The 18,706-nt window shown below is 59.0% G+C and carries 16 protein-coding genes and 1 pseudogene; 8 read left to right on the forward strand and 9 right to left on the reverse strand.

What is annotated here, in order from left to right; all coding sequences use genetic code 11:
- The 7 genes and pseudogenes from WB402_RS11020 to WB402_RS11050 form a co-directional block, all read left to right on the forward strand.
- Positions 1-1,042, forward strand: a pseudogene (locus WB402_RS11020) (glycogen debranching protein GlgX); the annotation flags it as partial.
- Positions 1,042-1,245 (forward strand): LapA family protein, encoded by a 204-nt coding sequence (locus WB402_RS11025; RefSeq protein ID WP_424207813.1) that lies wholly within the window; start codon positions 1,042-1,044, stop codon positions 1,243-1,245. The pseudogene WB402_RS11020 and the gene WB402_RS11025, both read left to right, overlap by 1 nt.
- A gap of 9 nt (positions 1,246-1,254) precedes the next feature.
- A complete protein-coding gene (locus tag WB402_RS11030) occupies positions 1,255-2,418 on the forward strand; it encodes an amylo-alpha-1,6-glucosidase (RefSeq protein WP_424207815.1) in 1,164 nt (387 codons plus the stop codon).
- A 40-nt stretch (positions 2,419-2,458) separates the two neighbouring features.
- Positions 2,459-3,589 (forward strand): transaldolase, encoded by a 1,131-nt coding sequence (gene tal / locus WB402_RS11035; protein ID WP_424207817.1) that lies wholly within the window; start codon positions 2,459-2,461, stop codon positions 3,587-3,589.
- Complete coding sequence (gene treZ / locus WB402_RS11040) at positions 3,586-5,424, forward strand: malto-oligosyltrehalose trehalohydrolase (RefSeq protein WP_424207819.1); 1,839 nt, start codon at positions 3,586-3,588, stop codon at positions 5,422-5,424. Before tal ends, treZ begins: the two co-directional genes overlap by 4 nt.
- 7 nt (positions 5,425-5,431) lie before the next feature.
- The gene (locus WB402_RS11045) at positions 5,432-10,576 is read left to right on the forward strand and encodes a malto-oligosyltrehalose synthase (RefSeq protein WP_424207821.1); all 5,145 of its coding nucleotides are present in this window, start codon (positions 5,432-5,434) and stop codon (positions 10,574-10,576) included.
- Positions 10,577-10,792: 216 nt separating this feature from the next.
- On the forward strand, positions 10,793-11,134 hold the full coding sequence (locus WB402_RS11050; RefSeq protein WP_424207823.1) for a hypothetical protein: 342 nt from the start codon (positions 10,793-10,795) through the stop codon (positions 11,132-11,134).
- Between the two features lie 12 nt (positions 11,135-11,146).
- Here WB402_RS11050 and WB402_RS11055 read toward each other — a convergent pair whose 3' ends face one another.
- The 9 genes from WB402_RS11055 to WB402_RS11095 all read right to left on the reverse strand — a co-directional run bounded on the left by WB402_RS11055 (position 11,147) and on the right by WB402_RS11095 (position 17,364).
- On the reverse strand, positions 11,147-12,502 hold the full coding sequence (locus WB402_RS11055) for a type II toxin-antitoxin system HipA family toxin (protein WP_424207825.1): 1,356 nt from the start codon (positions 12,500-12,502) through the stop codon (positions 11,147-11,149).
- On the reverse strand, positions 12,499-12,768 hold the full coding sequence (locus WB402_RS11060) for a helix-turn-helix domain-containing protein (protein WP_424207827.1): 270 nt from the start codon (positions 12,766-12,768) through the stop codon (positions 12,499-12,501). The genes WB402_RS11055 and WB402_RS11060 overlap by 4 nt, the downstream gene beginning before the upstream one ends.
- A gap of 310 nt (positions 12,769-13,078) precedes the next feature.
- Positions 13,079-13,294: a hypothetical protein gene (locus WB402_RS11065; protein WP_424207829.1), complete on the reverse strand. Its 216-nt coding sequence runs from the start codon at positions 13,292-13,294 to the stop codon at positions 13,079-13,081.
- A 200-nt stretch (positions 13,295-13,494) separates the two neighbouring features.
- Complete coding sequence (locus WB402_RS11070; protein ID WP_424207831.1) at positions 13,495-14,463, reverse strand: transporter; 969 nt, start codon at positions 14,461-14,463, stop codon at positions 13,495-13,497.
- 326 nt (positions 14,464-14,789) lie between these two features.
- Entirely contained in the window at positions 14,790-15,572 is a 783-nt protein-coding gene (locus tag WB402_RS11075; RefSeq protein ID WP_424207833.1) for a double zinc ribbon domain-containing protein, read from the reverse strand.
- 156 nt (positions 15,573-15,728) lie between these two features.
- Entirely contained in the window at positions 15,729-16,310 is a 582-nt protein-coding gene (locus WB402_RS11080) for a YSC84-related protein (RefSeq protein ID WP_424207834.1), read from the reverse strand.
- A gap of 163 nt (positions 16,311-16,473) precedes the next feature.
- Complete coding sequence (locus WB402_RS11085) at positions 16,474-16,770, reverse strand: type II toxin-antitoxin system RelE/ParE family toxin (protein WP_424207836.1); 297 nt, start codon at positions 16,768-16,770, stop codon at positions 16,474-16,476.
- Positions 16,758-17,039, reverse strand: coding sequence for a CopG family ribbon-helix-helix protein (locus tag WB402_RS11090; protein WP_424207838.1), 282 nt, complete (start codon positions 17,037-17,039; stop codon positions 16,758-16,760). The genes WB402_RS11085 and WB402_RS11090 overlap by 13 nt, the downstream gene beginning before the upstream one ends.
- A 160-nt stretch (positions 17,040-17,199) precedes the next feature.
- The gene (locus tag WB402_RS11095; protein ID WP_424207839.1) at positions 17,200-17,364 is read right to left on the reverse strand and encodes a hypothetical protein; all 165 of its coding nucleotides are present in this window, start codon (positions 17,362-17,364) and stop codon (positions 17,200-17,202) included.
- A gap of 337 nt (positions 17,365-17,701) precedes the next feature.
- Between WB402_RS11095 and WB402_RS11100 the strand changes: the two genes are divergently transcribed.
- Positions 17,702-18,667, forward strand: coding sequence for a PDC sensor domain-containing protein (locus WB402_RS11100; RefSeq protein ID WP_424207840.1), 966 nt, complete (start codon positions 17,702-17,704; stop codon positions 18,665-18,667).
- The last annotated feature ends 39 nt before the right edge of the window (positions 18,668-18,706 follow it).

Here is an 18,706-nt window from a genome sequence, read left to right on the forward strand (position 1 = left end):
GGACCCGGTCTTGTCGCAGGTCAAGCTGATCGCCGAACCGTGGGATCTCGGCGAGGGCGGTTACCAGGTGGGAAATTTTCCGGTCGGTTGGACCGAATGGAACGGCAAGTACCGCGACGTGGTGCGCGCCTACTGGAAAGGAGAGGGCGGACTCATCGGCGAGCTGGCCTACCGGCTGACCGGCTCGAGCGATCTGTACGGGCACAGCGGCCGTCGTCCCCACGCCTCGATCAACTTCGTCACGGCGCACGACGGGTTCACCCTGCAAGATATCGTGAGCTACAACGACAAGCACAACGAGGCCAACGGCGAAGACAACCGCGACGGGAGCGATCACAATCTATCCTGGAACTGCGGCGTGGAGGGGCCAGCCGACGATCCGGTCGTCAGGGCCCTGCGCGCTCAACAGAAGCGCAACTTTCTGGCGACGTTGATTCTCTCCCAGGGCGTGCCCATGCTGCTCGCCGGCGATGAAATGGGACGCACGCAGCAGGGCAATAACAACGCCTACTGCCAGGACAGCGAGCTCACCTGGAACGACTGGAGCCTGACCCTGGAAGATCACCAGATGATCGAATTCGTGCGGCGCGTCATCCGGATCCAGCAGCTCCATCCGGTATTTCGCCGCCGTTCGTTTTTTCAGGGCCGCCGTATCCGGGGTGAAGGCATCAAGGACATAACCTGGCTCAAGCCCGACGGCACGGAAATGACCGACCAGGAATGGCAGCAGTCGTTCGCCCGTTGCCTCGGCATGTTTCTCGCCGGCGAAGGACTTGATGAGCAAGACGTTTGCGGTCAATCAGTCAGGGACATCAACTTTCTGCTGCTGCTCAACGCGCATCACGACGAGATCGTGTTCACCTTGCCGGCCTATCATCCGGAGAGAAGCTGGAAGGTGGAACTCGACACGAGTCGAGACGCCGGCCTGGGCAGCGACGGTATCTACGCCGGCCTGCAGGCCTATCCGCTGCAGGGACGATCGCTGGCGTTGTTGCGCGAGATCGGAAGCGAAACGCAAAACCCCACATCGGGACGCGTTTAATGTCATTCAGGCTTATCCTGACACTGGTGCTGACCGTCCTGGCTACCGTTATCGTTTTGCAGAATACCGCCGTGGTTGAAATCCGCTTTCTGTTCTGGACGGTGGCCATGTCACGCTCCTTGTTGATCGTCGTCATGCTTGTGATCGGCATGGCCCTGAGCTGGCTGCCGCATGGCTACATCGCGTTGCGACGCAAGAAATAGATTTATGCCATGTCAGAAGTGATTGAGAGATGTCATCAGGAAGCACTGCGGCTGCTTCATCGTAATCTGACGCCCGATGGAATTCTGGCGGCGACGCGAACCGAAAAGGCGGAGAGTCGGCGCTATGACTGTATCTTTGGGAGAGATGCCGCCATTTGTACACTGGCCATGGTCTTGAGCGGCGACGCCAAGTTGGTGCAAGGCGCCAAGGACAGCCTGCTGACGCTGGCGCGGCATCAGGCCGAAAACGGCCAGATTCCCAAGTATGTCGACATCAAACGGCACGAGCCGGATTTCTGGTACGTGGGCTGCATCGACGCTACCCTGTGGTGGCTGGTGGCGCTGAATTTCATCGCCAGGCATGCTCCGGATACGGCACTGGAAAAGAAGCTGAAGCCGCACGTGCGGCGCGCCATTACCTGGCTGCAATGCCAGGAACATCCACGGCTGCATCTGTTGCAGCAGAACGAGGCCAGCGACTGGGCCGACATCATGCCGCGCTCCGGATTCGTGCTTTACACCAATGCCCTGTGGTATTACGTCAAGCAACAGTACGGATTGGCGCGGGCGAAACAGACGCGTTACCATTTCAACCATCTGTTCCACCCGTTTTCGCACGACGTGCCGGGATACCGCCGTCTGCAGTTGCTCACGCATTATGCGCGCAGCAAGGCGAAGAACCGCGATCTATATCTGAGCTTCGTGAACTTTTCGTTCTGGGGCGAGGAGGGCGATGTGTTCGGCAACCTGCTGGCGATTCTTTTCGGGCTGGCGGACGCGAAACAATCGCGTCGCATCCTGCGCGCGCTGGACAAGGCGGCGATCGCCGCGCGTCATCCGGTGCGCGTGACCTGTATGCCGATCCGCCGTACCGATTCCCTGTGGCGCGCGTACATGGCGCGCCACCGGCAGAATTTCGAGCACCGCTACCACAATGGCGGGATCTGGCCCTTCATCGGTGGATTCTGGGTCATGACGCTGGCGCTGCTCGGCAAGCGGCGCTTGGCGGCGCGGCAACTCGAGCGCCTGGCCAGGGTTAACGCGATTAATGGCTGGGAATTCAATGAGTGGTTTCACGGCAAGACCGGCAAGCCCTCGGGCATGGCGGGCCAGTCATGGAACGCGGCCATGTACCTGTTGGCGCTGCGCACGCTGAAGTCGAATATATTCTGACGGCGGCGCTTTTTCGGTTTCCCGCGGAAAAGGAGGCAACATGACACATAACTCCCTGCTCATCATCAAGTCGTTGGGCCAGAGCATCTGGCTTGATTATATCGAGCGCGGAATGGTCGTAAACGGCGAGCTGTCCCATCTGATCGAACGCGACGGGCTCGCCGGTATCACGTCCAATCCGTCCATATTCGAAAAGGCCATCACCGGCCACGCGGACTATGAGGCGGACATCGCCAGGCTCTCCCGCCGCGCCCGGAGCGCGATGGAGATGTACGAGGCCATCGTCCTGGACGACATCGGCCACGCGGCCGATCTGTTCCTGCCGGTGTATGAAAAGGCGAAGGGGCGTGACGGTTTCGTCAGCATCGAAGTCTCGCCGCACCTGGCCTACGACGCGGACAAGACGGTAAAACAAGCGGTGTGGCTGTGGGAGAAATTGCACCGGCCCAATATCATGATCAAGGTCCCGGGGACCGTTCCGGGGCTGCCCGCCATCCGGCAACTCATCGCGAAAGGCATCAACGTGAACGTGACACTGCTGTTCGGTCTCGGCCGATATCGCGAGGTGTTGCTGGCCTGGCTTTCCGGTCTCGAAGACCGCGTGAACGCCGGACTGACGCTGGAGCCTGTTGCCTCGGTCGCCAGTTTCTTCCTGAGCCGAATCGATGTGCTGGTGGACAAGCGTCTCGATGCGCTGATCCGCTCAGGATCGGACAAGTCCGTTTCCACGTTGCGCGGCGCGGCGGCCATCGCCTATGCGCGCCTGGCTTACCATATATACCGTGAGATGCAGGGCACGGAGCGCTGGCGCAGGCTCGTCGCGCGTGGCGCGCAACCGCAACGGCTGCTGTGGGCCAGCACCGGGACCAAGGACCCGGCCTACAGCGACGTGAAGTATGTCGAGACATTGATCGGACCGGAAACGGTCAACACCTTGCCGCCGGAGACGCTGGATGCCTACCGCAAACACGGTGACCCGGCCCTGCGGCTGGAGCAGGACCTGGCGCAGGCCGCCGAGGTGACCGCCAGGCTGGAGCGATCTGGAATCGATCTGGAAGCCGTGGCGCAGCAGCTGGAAGTAGAGGGCGTGAAAAAATTTGTCGAGCCGTTTGACAAGCTGCTTGCCTCGCTCGAGCAACGGCGCCGGAAATTCGCCATCGAGGGCGTGTGAAACATCGCCATCGCATGCCGTTCGGTGTCGAGCGGCAGGCGAATGGGGCGCTGCGTTTTCGCCTGTGGGCGCCGGCGGCGCACCGCGTCGACCTGTGCCTCGAAACCGCGACAAAGGAAACTCTCCTGCCCATGGAAAAGGAAGAGGACGGATGGTTCAGCCTGTTGACAGCGCGCGCAGAGCCGGGCGCGCTCTACCGTTACCGCATTGACGGCGATCAACGCGTGCCCGACCCGGCCTCGCGCTTCCAGCCGCGGGACGTGCACGGGCCGAGCCAGGTGATCGAACCCGAGGCCTGGGAGTGGACGGATGCCGACTGGCGCGGCCGTCCCTGGGAAGAGGCGGTGATATACGAATTGCATGTGGGAAGCTTCACCGAAATTGGCACCTTCGCCGGCGTGAAACAGCATCTCGCTGAACTCGCTGAACTGGGCATCACGGCCATCGAACTCATGCCAGTGGCGGATTTCCCCGGGCGGCGTAACTGGGGCTATGACGGCGTGTTGCCATTCGCGCCGGACAGTCGTTACGGTCGCCCCGAGGACCTGAAGGATCTGGTGCAGAGCGCCCACGCGCGCGGGATCATGGTGTTCCTCGACGTGGTCTACAACCACTTCGGCCCCGAAGGCAATTACCTGCATCTGTACGCGCCGCAATTTTTCACTGACCGGCATCACACACCCTGGGGTGTGGCCATTAATTTTGACGGCGAGGACAGCGCTACGGTGCGGGATTTTTTCATCCACAACGCCCTGTACTGGCTGGAGGAATATCATCTGGACGGCCTGCGTTTCGATGCGGTGCATGCCATTATCGATGATTCGCAGCCGGATATTTTGCAGGACATTGCCAAGTCCGTGGCACACGGACCCGCTGCCTCACGTCGGTTACACATGGTGCTTGAAAACGAACACAATCAGGCCCGGTATCTCGAACGCGATTTCGCACTGTGTCCACACTGTTATGTCGCACAGTGGAATGACGACATCCATCACACATTGCATGTATTGACCACCGGCGAGACGGGCGGCTATTACGAGGATTACGCCGATGCGCCGGTGCAGCGACTTGGGCGCTGCTTGGCCGAGGGATTTGCCTATCAGGGTGAGCCGTCGCGTTACCGTCACGGCGCGGCGCGCGGCGAACCTTCGCGTGAACTGCCGGTCACCGCGTTCGTGTCGTTCCTGCAGAACCACGACCAGATTGGCAACCGGGCGATGGGTGAACGCATTACAAGGCTTGCCTCCGAAGAGTCGATACGGGCGGCCATGGCCATATTGCTCCTGGCGCCCTCACCGCCATTGCTGTTCATGGGCCAGGAATGGGGCGCGACGCAGCCATTCCTGTTTTTCTGCGACTTCGGGCCGGAACTGGCGGCTGCCGTGACGGAAGGGCGGCGCAAGGAGTTTGCCCGCTTCCCCGAATTCAACGATGCCGATGCGCGTGCACGCATTCCCGATCCCAACGATGAAAAAACTTTTGCCATGTCCTGCCTTGATCATGCCGCTTCCCTCACCGAAGCGGCACAGGCGTGGCGCCGGTTCCATCAGGAAATGCTCACGTTACGGGCGCGTGAGATCGTCCCACGCCTGCGCGGACTGCGCCCGGGTGGCACCGACTATGAACCGCTGGGCGCCGAGGCGCTGCGTGTCCACTGGCGGCTCGGCGACGGTTCGTATCTGACGCTGCTGGCCAACCTGGGTTCGAAGCCGGTGTCAGGTATTGCGAAGCCATGCGGGAAATTACTGACAGCCGTGCCGGCGCACCGGGAAAACCGTTTCAGCGGTCAGCTTCCGGCCTGGTCGGTATGGTGGTTTCTTGAGCCATCCTCGTGAGGCGCGCATGACCGAACCAGACAAACTTAAGGAACTCTGCCGGCTCTGTGGCGTGGACATCGAGTACACCGACATCTGGGGAAAACCTCATGCTGTGCCGGAGCGCACTCTCTTGGCGCTGCTAGCGGCCATGGGTGTTGATGCCGCTGACGAGACAAGCCTGCGCTCGGCGCTGAAGGCGCGCCGATGGCGCCCGTGGCAACGGATGCTGGCGCCGGTTCAGGTTGTGCGCGCTGCCACATCCCCGACACGCATTCCCCTGGTGTTCGCGGTGAGCGACGCGGCTTTGCCGTTTGAATGGAAGCTGTGGACCGAAGCGGGCAGAGAGTCAGGCGGCAAGACGAGCGCTATGGATCTGGAATTACTGGAGCAGCGCGATATCGATGGCGATGTCATGGCCAGGTACGCCATGATCCTGCCGGAGAGCCTGCCTTGCGGTTACCACCGGTTCGAAATCAAATGCGCATCCGGCAATACCGCGAGCCTGAGTCTCATCGTCGCGCCCGACGCCTGTTATCTGCCGCCGGCGCTGGCCGGCGAGGGAAGGGTATGGGGTCCGGCGGCGCAGCTGTATACCCTGCGTTCCCGGCATAACTGGGGCATCGGCGATTTTACCGACCTTCGCGGCCTGCTGGAGCAGTGCCGCGAGTCCGGCGCTGACATCATCGGTCTGAATCCCTTGCACGACTTATTTCCGCACAATCCGCAGCATGCCAGCCCCTACAGCCCATCGAGCCGGCAATTCCTCAACTACCTGTACATCGATGTCGAGGCCATTCCTGAGTTTACCGAATGCGAATCCGTCAGGCAGATGGTTGCCGCACCTGAGTTTCAAACACGCCTTCAGGCCCTGCGCGCGGCGGAATGCGTGGACCATGGCGGCGTCGCCGCCATGAAGCGACCGGTGCTGGAAGAGTTGTACAGCTATTTTCGCCGGCAACATGTACAGACCGGGACAGACAGTAGCCACGCATTCCGCGCCTTTATTGAGGCGGGGGGTGAAGGACTCTACCGTCACGCGCTGTACGAGGCCTTGCAGGAATATTTTCATGCACAGGACCCCGCGGTTTGGGGCTGGGAAATCTGGCCGCAAGCCTTTCGCGATCCGCGGTCTTCCGAAGTCAGGCAGTTTGCCGAAAGTCACCACGAACGGGTGGAGTTTTTCCAATATCTGCAATGGCACGCGGAAACCCAACTCGCCGCTGCCGGCCACCGTTCACTCGAACTGCGCCTTGGAGTCGGCCTCTACCAGGACTTGGCAATCAGCGTCGATCGTGCCAGTGCCGAAGTCTGGGCCAACCAATCACTGTTTGTCACCCACGCGACCATCGGCGCGCCACCGGATGATTTCAATCTGAACGGACAGAACTGGGGTTTGCCACCGTGGAACCCCGATGCACTCGTGGAATCGGCCTATGCACCGTTCATCGCGACCTTGCGCGCCAACATGCGCCACAGCGGCGGGTTGCGCATCGATCACGTTATGGGTCTCATGCGGCTGTTTTGGGTGCCGAGGGATGCCGGCACGGTTGATGGGACCTACGTCCACTATCCGTTTGACGATCTGCTCGGTATTGTCGCACTGGAGAGCCAGCGCAACCGCTGCCTCGTCATCGGCGAGGATCTCGGAACCGTGCCGGATGCCGTGCGGTCGACACTGGCATCATCAGGCGTTTTTACCCACCGACTGTTGTATTTTGAAAAAGACCCACAAGGCGATTTCAAACCGCCGGGAGACTATCCGCAACAGGCGCTGGTAGCGGTGAGCACCCACGATCTGCCAACCCTGTCCGGGTTCTGGCATGGCGACGATCTCTCCGAACGGGCAGCACTCAATCACTTTCCGTCCGAGGCAGAGCGGGACAGACAGGTGATCGCGCGGGCCGAAGATCGTGCCCGCCTGTTGCTTGCCCTGGACCGGGAAAAGCTGCTGCCGGAAGGCATGACCGTGTACCCGATATCGAGTCCGGACATGACGCTGGAACTCATGTGCGCGGTACACGATTATCTTGCCAATACTCCCTCCAAGATCATGCTGGTCCAGCTCGAAGATGTCCTGGGCCAGCGACGCCAGGTGAACTTCCCCGGGACAAGCGAGGAACGTCCGAACTGGCGTTACAAGCTGGTTCTCGACATGGAAGACTTAGCGGCTGACCCCCGCTGGAAAAAGCTGACGAACGACCTGCGTGCTCGGCGCTTACCAGCACCCGTGCCGGTCAGGCGCCAGCGGGTCTTGCAGATCCCGACAGCCACCTACCGCCTGCAGTTCCATCGTGATTTCACCTTTGCCCAGGCCGCGGCGCTTGTGCCATACCTGCAGCGCCTCGGAATCAGCCATTGTTACGCCTCGCCTTATCTCAAGGCGCGCGCCGGCAGCCGCCACGGGTATGACATCGTGGATCACAATGCGCTCAATCCGGAGATCGGCAGCGCCGAGGATTACGATCACTTTGTCCGGACCCTGCACGATCATGGCCTCGGTCAGATAGTCGATATCGTACCGAACCACATGGGCGTGGGTGGTGATGACAACCAGTGGTGGATGGATGTGCTCGAGAACGGCCAGGCCTCGGCCTATGCCGGTTTCTTCGATATCGACTGGCATCCGCCCAAGGACGATTTGCGCGGCAAGGTGCTGTCACCGGTGCTCGGTGACCACTATGGCAGATTGCTCGAGAGTGGCGAGATTAAACTCGCGTTTGAGGCGGGGCAGGGCACATTTGCGGTGCGCTATTATTCCAACCGGTTTCCGATCGACCCGCAGTCCTATCCATTACTGTTAGGACATGACCTGGCACGCCTCGAGCGGCAGCTCGGCGCCGATCATCCGCTGTTGTCGGAATTCCAGAGTCTGATTACCGCGTTGCGCAATCTTCCGGGACGCGGGGAGACGGATGAAGCGCGCATCAAGGAGCGACGTCGCGACAAAGAGGTGCACAAGCGCCGCCTGGCGCAGATGGCGCGCGAACATCCCGAGATCCTCCGGTTTATCGAAGAGAATGTGGCAATTTTCAATGGCGTCAGAGCGGATGCACGCAGTTTCGATCTGCTGCACAACCTTCTCGATGCGCAGGCCTTCCGGCTGGCCAACTGGCGAGTGGCGAGCGACGAGATCAATTATCGGCGCTTCTTCGATATCAACGACCTCGCCGGCCTGCGCACGGAAAACCCGGAGGTGTTCGAGGCCACGCACCGGCTGATCTTCGAGCTGATCGCCCAGGAAAAGATCGACGGGCTGCGCATCGATCACCCGGATGGCTTGTTCGATCCCGTGCAGTATTACGACCGATTGAATCATCGCATCCGGGAGCTCGTATCCGGCGTGGGGGTGGCGCAGAATTCGGGAGAGCCGGCATCTACCGCGAAAAATCCATCAATCTACCTGGTGGTCGAAAAGATTCTGGCCAGTCACGAACGCTTGCCGGAGAACTGGCAGGTGCATGGTACGACAGGTTACGACTTCACCAATCTGGTTAACGGGCTGTTTGTTTACGGACCTGCTGAGCGCGAAATGGACCGTATCTATCGACACTTCGCCGGCTTACAGCCGGACTTTGACGATCTGCTCTATGAGTGCAAGAAACTCGTCATGCGCACAACGCTTTCCAGCGAATTGCACGTGCTGACCAATTATCTCGACCGTATTTCCGAGTCTGATCGCTATACGCGCGACTTCACCCTGACTGCCCAGCATACCGCTTTGTTTGAAGTCGTTGCCTGCTTTCCGGTTTATCGAACTTATGTCACCAGCGAAGAAGTGACCGATGATGACCGGCGCAATGTGGACTCGGCCATTGCTGCGGCCAAGCGCCGCAGCACGGCAGCGGATACCAGTATCTTTGATTTCATTCGTCGAATTCTGTTGCTCCAGGACCTGGAAGGGCGCAGCGAGGGCTATCGAAGAGCGGTGGTGGAGTTTGTCATGCGGTTCCAGCAATACACGGCACCGGTCATGGCAAAGGGTCTCGAAGACACGATGTTCTACCGTTACAACCGCCTGCTATCGCTCAATGAAGTCGGGGGTAATGGGTTTCGCTTCGCGGTGTCGATCCCCGCCTTTCATATTGCCAACCAGGAGCGCCTGCGCCGCTGGCCACATGCCATGCTTTGCACGTCCTCGCACGACACCAAGCGCAGCGAGGACGCGCGTGTGCGCATCAATGTCTTGTCGGAGATTGCGGGCGAGTGGCGAATACATCTGTCCCGCTGGAGCCGAATCAACCGCAGCAAGAAACACCGCCTCGAGACTGGATGGGCGCCGAGCCAGAATGACGAGTATCTGCTCTATCAGACGTTGTTGGGCGCTTGGCCGGCGGCGATGCTGGATACATCGCAACTGGCGGACCTGCGCCAGCGCATCGAGGCCTATATGCTTAAGGCGATTCGCGAGGCGAAGGTGCATACCAGCTGGATCAATCCCCATCATTCCTATGAAGAGGGGGTGGCCGCCTTCGTGCAGGCCCTGCTGGACATCCCAGAACGCAACCTCTTCCTCGAGGATTTTCTGGCATTTCATCACCGGGTGGCGCATCTGGGCCGGCTCAACAGTCTGAGCCAAACCTTGATCAGTCTGACATCTCCCGGGGTCCCGGATATCTACCAGGGAACCGAGTTGTGGGATCTGAGCCTGGTCGATCCGGACAACCGGCGACCCGTGGATTATCCACGGCGGCAAAACATGCTGGAGGAATTGAGCGCACTGGCCACGCGCGAAGGCAAGGCGGCGTGTGCCGAAAGGGTGCGTGCTTTATTGGATACCCTGGAGGACGGCAAGGCGAAACTTTATCTGACTTGGCAGGCGTTATCGCTGCGCCGTGACAAACCTCACTGGTTCGGCCAGGGCAGTTACCTCCCGCTCGGTGTCGATGGCCCCCGGGCCGACCATCTTTGTGCTTTTGCCCGGGTTTACCAGGATCAAGCGGTGGTGACGGCGGCGCCTCGCTGGTTTTCGAAGCTGGTCAGCGACACCCAGCCTATGCCCCTCGGCAAGGAGGTCTGGGCAGACACCTGGGTGGAGGCACCCGCCGAGCGCGAGTATCTCAATGTCCTGACCGGGGAGAAGCTCGGTACCACATGCCGCAACGGCAAAATATACTTCGCCGTGCAAAACCTGTTTGCCTATTTCCCCGTGGCTTTGCTGATCACAACTTAATACTTTATAAACAATTAGATAATAAATTATATTTATGTAAATTATTAAAATTTGATCGCGGCTATGCCGTACTTCGACGTATTATAGATAGGTAGATAGATACGCAGGTGAGCTGGTTAGGAGGTTGCAATCTGGGCTCGTATCTAGACAGTCCGCGCGTATTATACTTCGTATAATGTATATTATGTAAAATAGTAAAAGGAGCTAAATAACGCCATGTTCGAACGCCGCCATGAAGCCCTGCTCCCTTACCCCATCTTCATTCGGCGCGTCATCAGGCATGTTGTCGCTGCCAGTTTGGTTCTCGCCGCAACACTGAGTGTCGGAACGTGGGGATATCATGCGCTGGAACATCTGTCGTGGGTGGATGCACTCCTCAACGCGTCCATGATCCTGGGCGGCATGGGTCCGGTGGATACGCTGTACACGACCGCGGGAAAACTGTTCGCTTCGGCTTACGCGCTGTTCAGCGGAATTGTGTTTTTGGCCACGTCAGGGGTGCTTCTGGCGCCGTTCCTGCATCGTCTGATGCACCGGTTTCATCTCGAGGAGCGATAATTTCTGACGTCCCTAATGCGTTAATCGCGCACGAAGCTTCTTGACCCGATTCGCCAGATTTTTCCGGTTAACATCCGGCACGTCCTTCAGCGCCAGCACCCGTTCAGGGTAATCCTTGGTCGCTGTCAGCAGTTCATGCAGGATATCCGCCGCCGCGGCACGCGTGAGGCCGAAGGATTCACCCACCCGAGCGACGCTGTAGCCGAGATGCTGTTTCTCGTCGATGTAGAACGGCAGCGCCGAGACCAGATCATGCCGATCCCAAGCGCGCATCGGGGTCGGATCGAATACCGGCGCGATGCGGACCTTTTCCGGTCCGCCCAGGAAGGCCAGGTTTTCGAGGTGCAGATCGCCATTGCCGGTGAGTAGCGCCATCACGAACCGCCGATAAACCTCGTGGCGCGCGGCCAGGGCGTCGATAGGGGCGATTTCCGCCAGTTTCAGCAGCATCAGACCCACGCCTTCGACCTCGGCATCGGTCATGGTGCGCACCTGCTGCTGGCCGGTGGCGTACACCGAGAAAAAGCTTTCCATCGCGAGCGACGCACCGGTTGGCGTGCGGTCGAAGCGTTCCACGGCCAGCACCGACAGGCCGTCGATCGTGGCGCGCCAATGGCGCGGAACCTCGAAACCCAGCTCGTGGTGCAGGTCCAGGCACAAAGCTTCCAGTGCTTCGAGTCCGCGGTATTGCGGATCCTCGACTTTCATCACTACGTCGGTGTAGGCCACGCCGTCGACTTGGCGCGCGCCGGGCTCGGCCAACGTGCCGTCCCAGCTTTCCTTATCGGGGATCGATACCAGGAGCTTCGGGATCTGGCCCCCAACCGAGGGCGTAGGTCCGATGAGCCGCATGATATCCAAGGATTCGGCGCTGAAATCCTGGCTCGTGCCCTCCTTCAGCAACTGCCAGAACTCGGAGCGCGATCCCACCCGCTTCTTCGGCTCGCCAGTGCCGGCGTAGGCATCCAGTGCCGCCCGATCATCGGGGAACACGTCGATGTGTCCGATGCCGTTGTGGCCGGTGAGCATCAGCAATTCCCATTCAGTTTCAAAGCCCGGCGCCGGAACGTTCGAGCGTTTTGCGAGCAAGCTGGTGTACAACCGCCGCTGGATATTGTTCGCGTTACGGCCCGGGATCAGCGCCATCAGCCGCGGTAACAGCGGCAGGATTTCGGTGGACGCATGCACGAACGGGCGCGTCTGCCACAGCGATGGCGGCAACAGCAGCGACAGGCCGCCGGTGTCGGCCTGCTCCAGGAATTCCGGCGAATAGGAAAACCGCATCTCGCGGCCGGTGGCCACGAGCTGGCCCATCTTGCGGGGTGCGGCGGCAGTTCGGGCCCACACCGCCGCATAGCGGTCGGTCATGAGAAAAAGCGGCCCTGCTGTATGCGCGCGAGCTGGTCGTCGTCCGGCACCACGGCGAGCTTCAGCCCCACTGCCCGTGCCAGCCGATCGATGAGCGCAAAATCCGCAGTGCCGCGGCTTTTCATGCGGCTCAGAGTCTCAGGTCGCACGCCGGCCAACCGGGCCAGTTCCTTTTCCTTGAGCTTGCGGGACTCGGCAGCGGCCAGGATGACATTCAGTGTGGAACGGACCGACTCGATGTTACCTTGGGGTTTAATATTGATCATATGATCAATATTAATCATATATTGATTTATATGTCAATATAGATGTGAAAATGGCTATATAGTCAATATATTGTGATCTACTAGATATGTGAAGTATTTATATTATTTTTCAATAATATATACATATATCCTTATAATAAACATTAACTAACAACTGTCCAGAAATAAACCTGCACCCTGCCCTAACGGTCAGATTTTACCCAGCCGTCTCCATGGCTCGGGCCTGATACCCATGTATCGCGAACACTGCTCGCCGCGCGTCCAACTACAGGCGTAGCTGACTCTCCTACCTCGCGCCGCTCACTGTCGACTACGACCGGAAGCGCTTGATGCCGCGGCGTCGTCGCCACCAGCCGATCAATGGCAGCAACGCCAGACCGCCCGGCAGCAGCAGCGCGAAAATATATGGCGAATAGCGGGAAATGCGCCGGAGCCGGCGCAGGATGATGTCCTTCTCGCGCTCGGTCCAGGATCTTCTTCTGCTGGCGTTCCGCGATATCGGTGCAGAACTCGTCGGCGGCTTCATTCCGTCGGACAGCCCGATGCGGCGACGGCGGCGAGCAGCAATCCCGCAGTGGTTAGGAACTTCCTACGTTGGACCTCGTCCACTACCCTCTCCCGGACAAACGCGTTGGATAATTTACACTTGAACATACGCTTCCGGCCAGAAGCGGTCGTCCGCCGACCTGTAATTTGATTACCCGGCCGACGCGGGTGAGCCAGCCTCTAGTACCCGCCACCCCAGCGATACTGCCAAGCGACGCCGAGGCCGGTAAAGTCGCTGCCGGTGCGGGTAGAGATGCCGGTGCTGGCGTAGAGTTTTATCGAGTTGTACCGGTCCACCGGCAGCGCGAGAGTCAGGCCTGTCCGCGTGTTCGTCTGTATGTTTTCTCCCTTCACGCCGTTGACGGTGGTGCGCCCGCCCGTGTAGTAAATGCCGTTGAATCCCAGCCACATGCCGGAGGGAAAACTGTAAATGATATGCCCCTGCACCGCGTATAGTGGCGCCTGCGCGAGCCTGCTGCCGTTGTTGAAATCAGTATTGTCGGTGTAATACGTGGCGCTCGGCATGATCTCCATCGTCCACGAACCCAACGCCTTGGAAATGCCCAGCTCGGGTTTGAACGACCAGCGGTTGTTGCCGAGGTTGATCAATTTGCTGTTGTCATATTGCCCCAGCGGCGCTGTCACCTGCAGGCTCGCCCCGACGATGACGTCCTGCCGGTAGCCCGCAAACTCCTTCAGCGAAAGCGCGGGAGAGCCGTAGAAGTTCACTGAGAAACGAAATCGCGGGTCGCCGAAACCCGACACATCGCGCTGTTTGGGCTGGTCGTCCACCCTCCCGTGTCCCGAAAACGAGGTATAGGGCAGCACCACGTCGAACTTGGCGGCCTTGCCCCACGCATCCAGTGAGCGCGCGTAGGCGAAGACCTCGGTATTGGTGTGAAATTGCGTGTCGGTGATTGACGTCGACGGATCGAACGCCATTTTGCCTTCCGCGTAGACGTAACCCGCAATCAGGAAATTGAGTCCGATCGGCGTGTTCGTATACGACCTCGGTTCGAGTTCCTGCGCGTGCGCGACCACGGCCGGGAACATGAGCGCAATCGGGAGGATCGCCGCGCCCAGGCCGCGAACGGTGCGCGGGAATGCCGTATCAGAATTACCGGAAAATTTCCTAATGCAAGCGAGCAACAGGGAGTTTCCTCAAATGGCGCCGGTGGTTCCCACTTCTTCTTAGCGATAGGAAATTCAATCCGTCCATGTTCTCGCCGGGCCAAGCCGAGGCGCCGGCAGTAAGTGCGAAAGAGTCTCCCGACTGCGCATAACGGATCTTATGTTCATGTTGACACCTCCCTCTCCGGCAGACGACTACGATCCGGGCGTGTAATGAGCGGGATCAGCGGTCAATTTCCAAGTAATCTAGTCCAACCGCCGCAGAGCGGCAAACACTTTTTACTAATTTTCAATTACCGGGTTCGTAGTGAGTGAAAACTTTTCACTGACCCGATTATGTTCTGCTATTTCTTTCCTGTCGTGCTGGCTTGCGCCGCCTTGCGGAAGCGCTCAATACTGCCTTGGTGCTCTTGGTACTCTACTCTCCCCACCGCTATCTCGGCATCGTAGGCGGCCAGGAAGGTCTTGTAGGCTCGGGCGGCGCTGTCTTTTTTCCCGCTGCGCTCGGCGATTTGGTGCTCCAGCATGATAGCTAATAGATGGTTTGGCACGGCCTGCCGAAGCTTATCGATTTGCACGCGCGCGCTTTTGATATCGTCCGCCGTCAAATGAAGTAAAGCCACATGATAGCGGGCGTCGTTGTCCAAGGTTTCCAGATTGTCATAAGCCTCCAGGGCCATCGGCGCAAACTTTAATGCTTCCGCGGTATTCCCGCTCTCACTGGCGATCATGACCCGGTTGAACAGCCGGTCCGCCGCATCCCGTGGTGACATGCTGGCAAGGTCGACGGGCTGGCCTGGCGCGGGAACCGTCGATGTCATTGGCAGTGAAGACGGCGCTGGTGACGCCGCACCATCGTCCCGACCAAACCATGACAGCAATGCCACGAACAGCGCGATCGTCGCGATGCCAATGGCGACCCACGGCGCGATCGTTTGCGCGTTCCATTGTTTCGATGCCGCCTTGGCTTCGAGGGACTCACCGCACTCGTGGCACACGCGCGACCCGGGTTTGACCTCGGTGTCACAAGACGGACAGACCGACACAATGGGTGATCCGCAGTGACTGCAGAAATTGCCCGCGGCGTGCTTACCACAGCTGGGACATTGGACAGATTTAGCATTCATAGTCGCACCTTACCACGGGACAATGAGACGTAACGAGGTGCGCTGGGGCACGGGAAGCAAGCGCTGCGGGGTGGAGAAGATTCGGATATGAAGCGGGACGGCGGCGCGGCGGCGCGTTTCGTGCACAATCGCCTTACCCGGCGCACGCCGCTCACGCTAGTTCAGATCGTCGTCCTTGTAGTACTTCGTGCCTTTGGCGGTCAACTCGACAGCCACGCCCTCGTCGGTCAACTGGTACAGCCACACGCCCGGCGACACTGACACCGCACCCGCAAAGGCCGCGCCCTTGTCACCGGACTTTGCTGCCGCGCTGGTCTGGCCGCCAACCTCCCAGCCGGAATTCACAAACTTGTTGAAGTCGGCCGCCTTTTCGAATACCCATACCATGCGATACTTCTTCACGCCGAGACCCAGACCGGCCTGGACCTCCAACATTTTCATATAGGTAATCTTGCCGTTCTTCTTGTTGACCGCCATGCCTGAGCCCTTGCCGCTGCCGGCCACGAAGATCTTCAAACCAAAATTGCTGAACACGGCATAACCGGCGGCACTGTCAATCGCCTTCTTGGTGCCGGGCTGGGCCTTGTATAGCCGTTGGAGCGTCTCATTCGTCATCTTCTGGATGTCCGCGCGCGCGGTCTGCTTCTCCTTCGCGTTCATTGCGGCCAATGCGATCGATGACCCAACCAGACCGGCAATAGCTACAAGCAACACCCAACTGAAATTGATTCGTTTCATGTTATCTCCTTTGGCTCAGTTGCAAGGCGCGCAACCCCAATCTCTACCGGCGACCGCCATGCATCTGCCCGGCAAGACGCCGCGGTACACAGTTCGGTTGACACAGCAACTATACCCCCAAGGCACGAGAAAGAAACCGGGTCAGATTGAGCAAACCCGGCTTTCATTCAACCGGATAATCCAGCTCACGTTGATATCGTATGGCCAGGATACGGACTTGATCCTGCACAGGCAAGAAGCGGTATAAAGCTATGTACCCCGTCTTGCCGTAAGAAATCACCAGCTCACGCAGTTCACCCGCAATGGTTCGTCCAATCAGCGGATGGTTTGACAGGGTATCGACGGCCTCACCAATGCCGCGCGCGGCGCCTACCGTCGCCTGCGGGTCGTGCTCGGCAAGGAAATCAAATACACGCTCAAGATTCGCAAGCGCGTTCTCCGAATAGACTATTTGCGCCACGGCTTGGGCCGGGCGGCTCTACGGTTCTTGGCCAGTCGTTCCAGCCAGGGGTGGACGTCCTCGGCCCGATACACGGCCGCGCCCTCTTCGACCGCGGCATCGGAGATGAGCGCCTCGCGTACGAACTCCCGCATCCGTTCCTCGCGCGCAACCTCACGCTCCAGCGCTTCAATCATGAGGCTATGCGCGGAACGCCCGGTTTCTTTGGCCAGGCGGGCAATGCGTGTTTTGAGCTTTTCCGGCAGCTTGAGCGTGGTCGTGGCGGTCATGACAGGACACCGAATTGCTTAGGTAACACTATAGTAGCACCGCACAGCGATTCAGACAATGACGGTTCCCTTATTGGGCATGATCAATCCCTCTACGAAGCTGCCCCTTGCTGTGCTGGTTCGTGGTCGATGCTTGACTATACCGCGATGCGTGCGGTGGTCAGCCCTCGATATAAAGGCTGGATATGAAACAGAACAGCGGAAAGGGGTGAATTCGTACAGCCGATATGACGTTCGCGCAGCCCTTCTGCGCCGAGGTCACCAGCGCCACCGGACCGGGCGGAAGCCAGCCATAGACTTTGGACAAGAGAAAGAACTTTTTCATTATCTTGCCTCCCGTGGAGAATCGAGCCAGGCCTCTTTAATTACGCTGCTTAATCTTTAATCATTCCGTCCCCTCTATTAAGGGCATAACAAAACGTAATGTCGCCATGCAACGCGCGGAACCAACCAAACAAGTAACCTGTCTCAAGTGAGCAACCGGATCATTACGATGTAATGCACCAAAATGTTCATCGTATTGTCATATTCGCGCCAAAACGATGCGCCACGAATCTGAAGGATTCGCAGTATTGCATGGCCAGCGTTTTACATTTGCCAAGCGAGCATTGTGAACGATTGATACAATGGCACAGGATGCCGTAAACCAGGATGGTACTGAAATGATAAACAGCGATCTGCAAAGTAACTGGAAGGACAGCATCTACCGCCAGCGCGAAGAACTTGCGCGCATGCTGCGCGAGCCCATCGAGCGCGTCGCGGAACTGCTTCATGCCGTGTGGCCGGACAAGCAGCAAATGGAAGACGTGTTGTTACACGGATTTTCGAGCATTCCCTATTGCACGAGTCTGTACGTGCTCGACATGAATGCGGTCCAGCTCACCGAAAACATCGGCCACGCCGGCGTGGTGACGGGACACTACAATCGCGACCGCTCGCAGCGGCCATACATGCGCGAGCCGGTGCCGTCATGGGGCTTTCTGTTATCGGATGCCTACATCAGTCTTGTGGCGCATCGCCCTTCTCTCACCGCGCTCAAGACCATCCGTCGGGGCGATTCGGTGCTCGGTTATCTCGGTGCTGATTTCGACTTGCGCGACCTGCCGGTGACGTCGCAGCTCTACAAGGAGCCCGAACTCTGGCGGCAAATCAAGGGCGACCCGGCCATTCGCAGCGGTCTGTTTCTGCAGACGCGGGTGGAAAGCCCCATGGACCGGAACATGGACCAGACACTTTCCATCCTCGAGGAAATGCTCACGGAGCGCGGCGTCTTTCAGACACAGATTCATTTCTCGAGCAGTCAGGCCACCATCTGGATGAATGACGACCCGTACCGGTATCGCATTCTGGATATCGATGCCCTGAAGGATCCGGACATCTGTCTTGTCTATCCGCGGCAGCCGTACCCGGCTGAAGCAGTCATACCGGCGAACCAAATTGCGACCATACTCGATAACTTCAAAATCCTGCGCGCCGGGGACCCCAATATCTACCTGCGCCTCGCGACGATCAACCTGTACAACGGTATGGTCAGTTTGACCTTCTCGTGCGACGGCTCGCACTACATGCCGTACGACGAGTTCCTGCTTAAGAACTTGACCTTCTGGTTTGGGGATATTGCGGCCTGACCCTGGCCGTAACGACATCGGGGTATCGCTGAACCGGTG

It is taken from the genome of Sulfuricaulis sp. (assembly GCF_049587675.1).
Lineage (GTDB): Bacteria > Pseudomonadota > Gammaproteobacteria > Acidiferrobacterales > Sulfurifustaceae > Sulfuricaulis.

What these genes read in the sequence shown, in the direction of transcription:
- WB402_RS11025 (WP_424207813.1), top strand. Translation starts at nt 1,042, where the DNA reads ATGTCATTCAGGCTTATCCTGACACTGGTGCTGACCGTCCTGGCTACC.
- WB402_RS11030 (WP_424207815.1), top strand. Translation starts at nt 1,255, where the DNA reads ATGTCAGAAGTGATTGAGAGATGTCATCAGGAAGCACTGCGGCTGCTT.
- tal (WP_424207817.1), top strand. Translation starts at nt 2,459, where the DNA reads ATGACACATAACTCCCTGCTCATCATCAAGTCGTTGGGCCAGAGCATC.
- WB402_RS11045 (WP_424207821.1), top strand. Translation starts at nt 5,432, where the DNA reads ATGACCGAACCAGACAAACTTAAGGAACTCTGCCGGCTCTGTGGCGTG.
- WB402_RS11050 (WP_424207823.1), top strand. Translation starts at nt 10,793, where the DNA reads ATGTTCGAACGCCGCCATGAAGCCCTGCTCCCTTACCCCATCTTCATT.
- WB402_RS11055 (WP_424207825.1), bottom strand. Translation starts at nt 12,502, where the DNA reads ATGACCGACCGCTATGCGGCGGTGTGGGCCCGAACTGCCGCCGCACCC.
- WB402_RS11060 (WP_424207827.1), bottom strand. Translation starts at nt 12,768, where the DNA reads ATGATCAATATTAAACCCCAAGGTAACATCGAGTCGGTCCGTTCCACA.
- WB402_RS11065 (WP_424207829.1), bottom strand. Translation starts at nt 13,294, where the DNA reads ATGAAGCCGCCGACGAGTTCTGCACCGATATCGCGGAACGCCAGCAGA.
- WB402_RS11075 (WP_424207833.1), bottom strand. Translation starts at nt 15,572, where the DNA reads ATGAATGCTAAATCTGTCCAATGTCCCAGCTGTGGTAAGCACGCCGCG.
- WB402_RS11080 (WP_424207834.1), bottom strand. Translation starts at nt 16,310, where the DNA reads ATGAAACGAATCAATTTCAGTTGGGTGTTGCTTGTAGCTATTGCCGGT.
- WB402_RS11090 (WP_424207838.1), bottom strand. Translation starts at nt 17,039, where the DNA reads ATGACCGCCACGACCACGCTCAAGCTGCCGGAAAAGCTCAAAACACGC.
- WB402_RS11095 (WP_424207839.1), bottom strand. Translation starts at nt 17,364, where the DNA reads ATGAAAAAGTTCTTTCTCTTGTCCAAAGTCTATGGCTGGCTTCCGCCC.
- WB402_RS11100 (WP_424207840.1), top strand. Translation starts at nt 17,702, where the DNA reads ATGATAAACAGCGATCTGCAAAGTAACTGGAAGGACAGCATCTACCGC.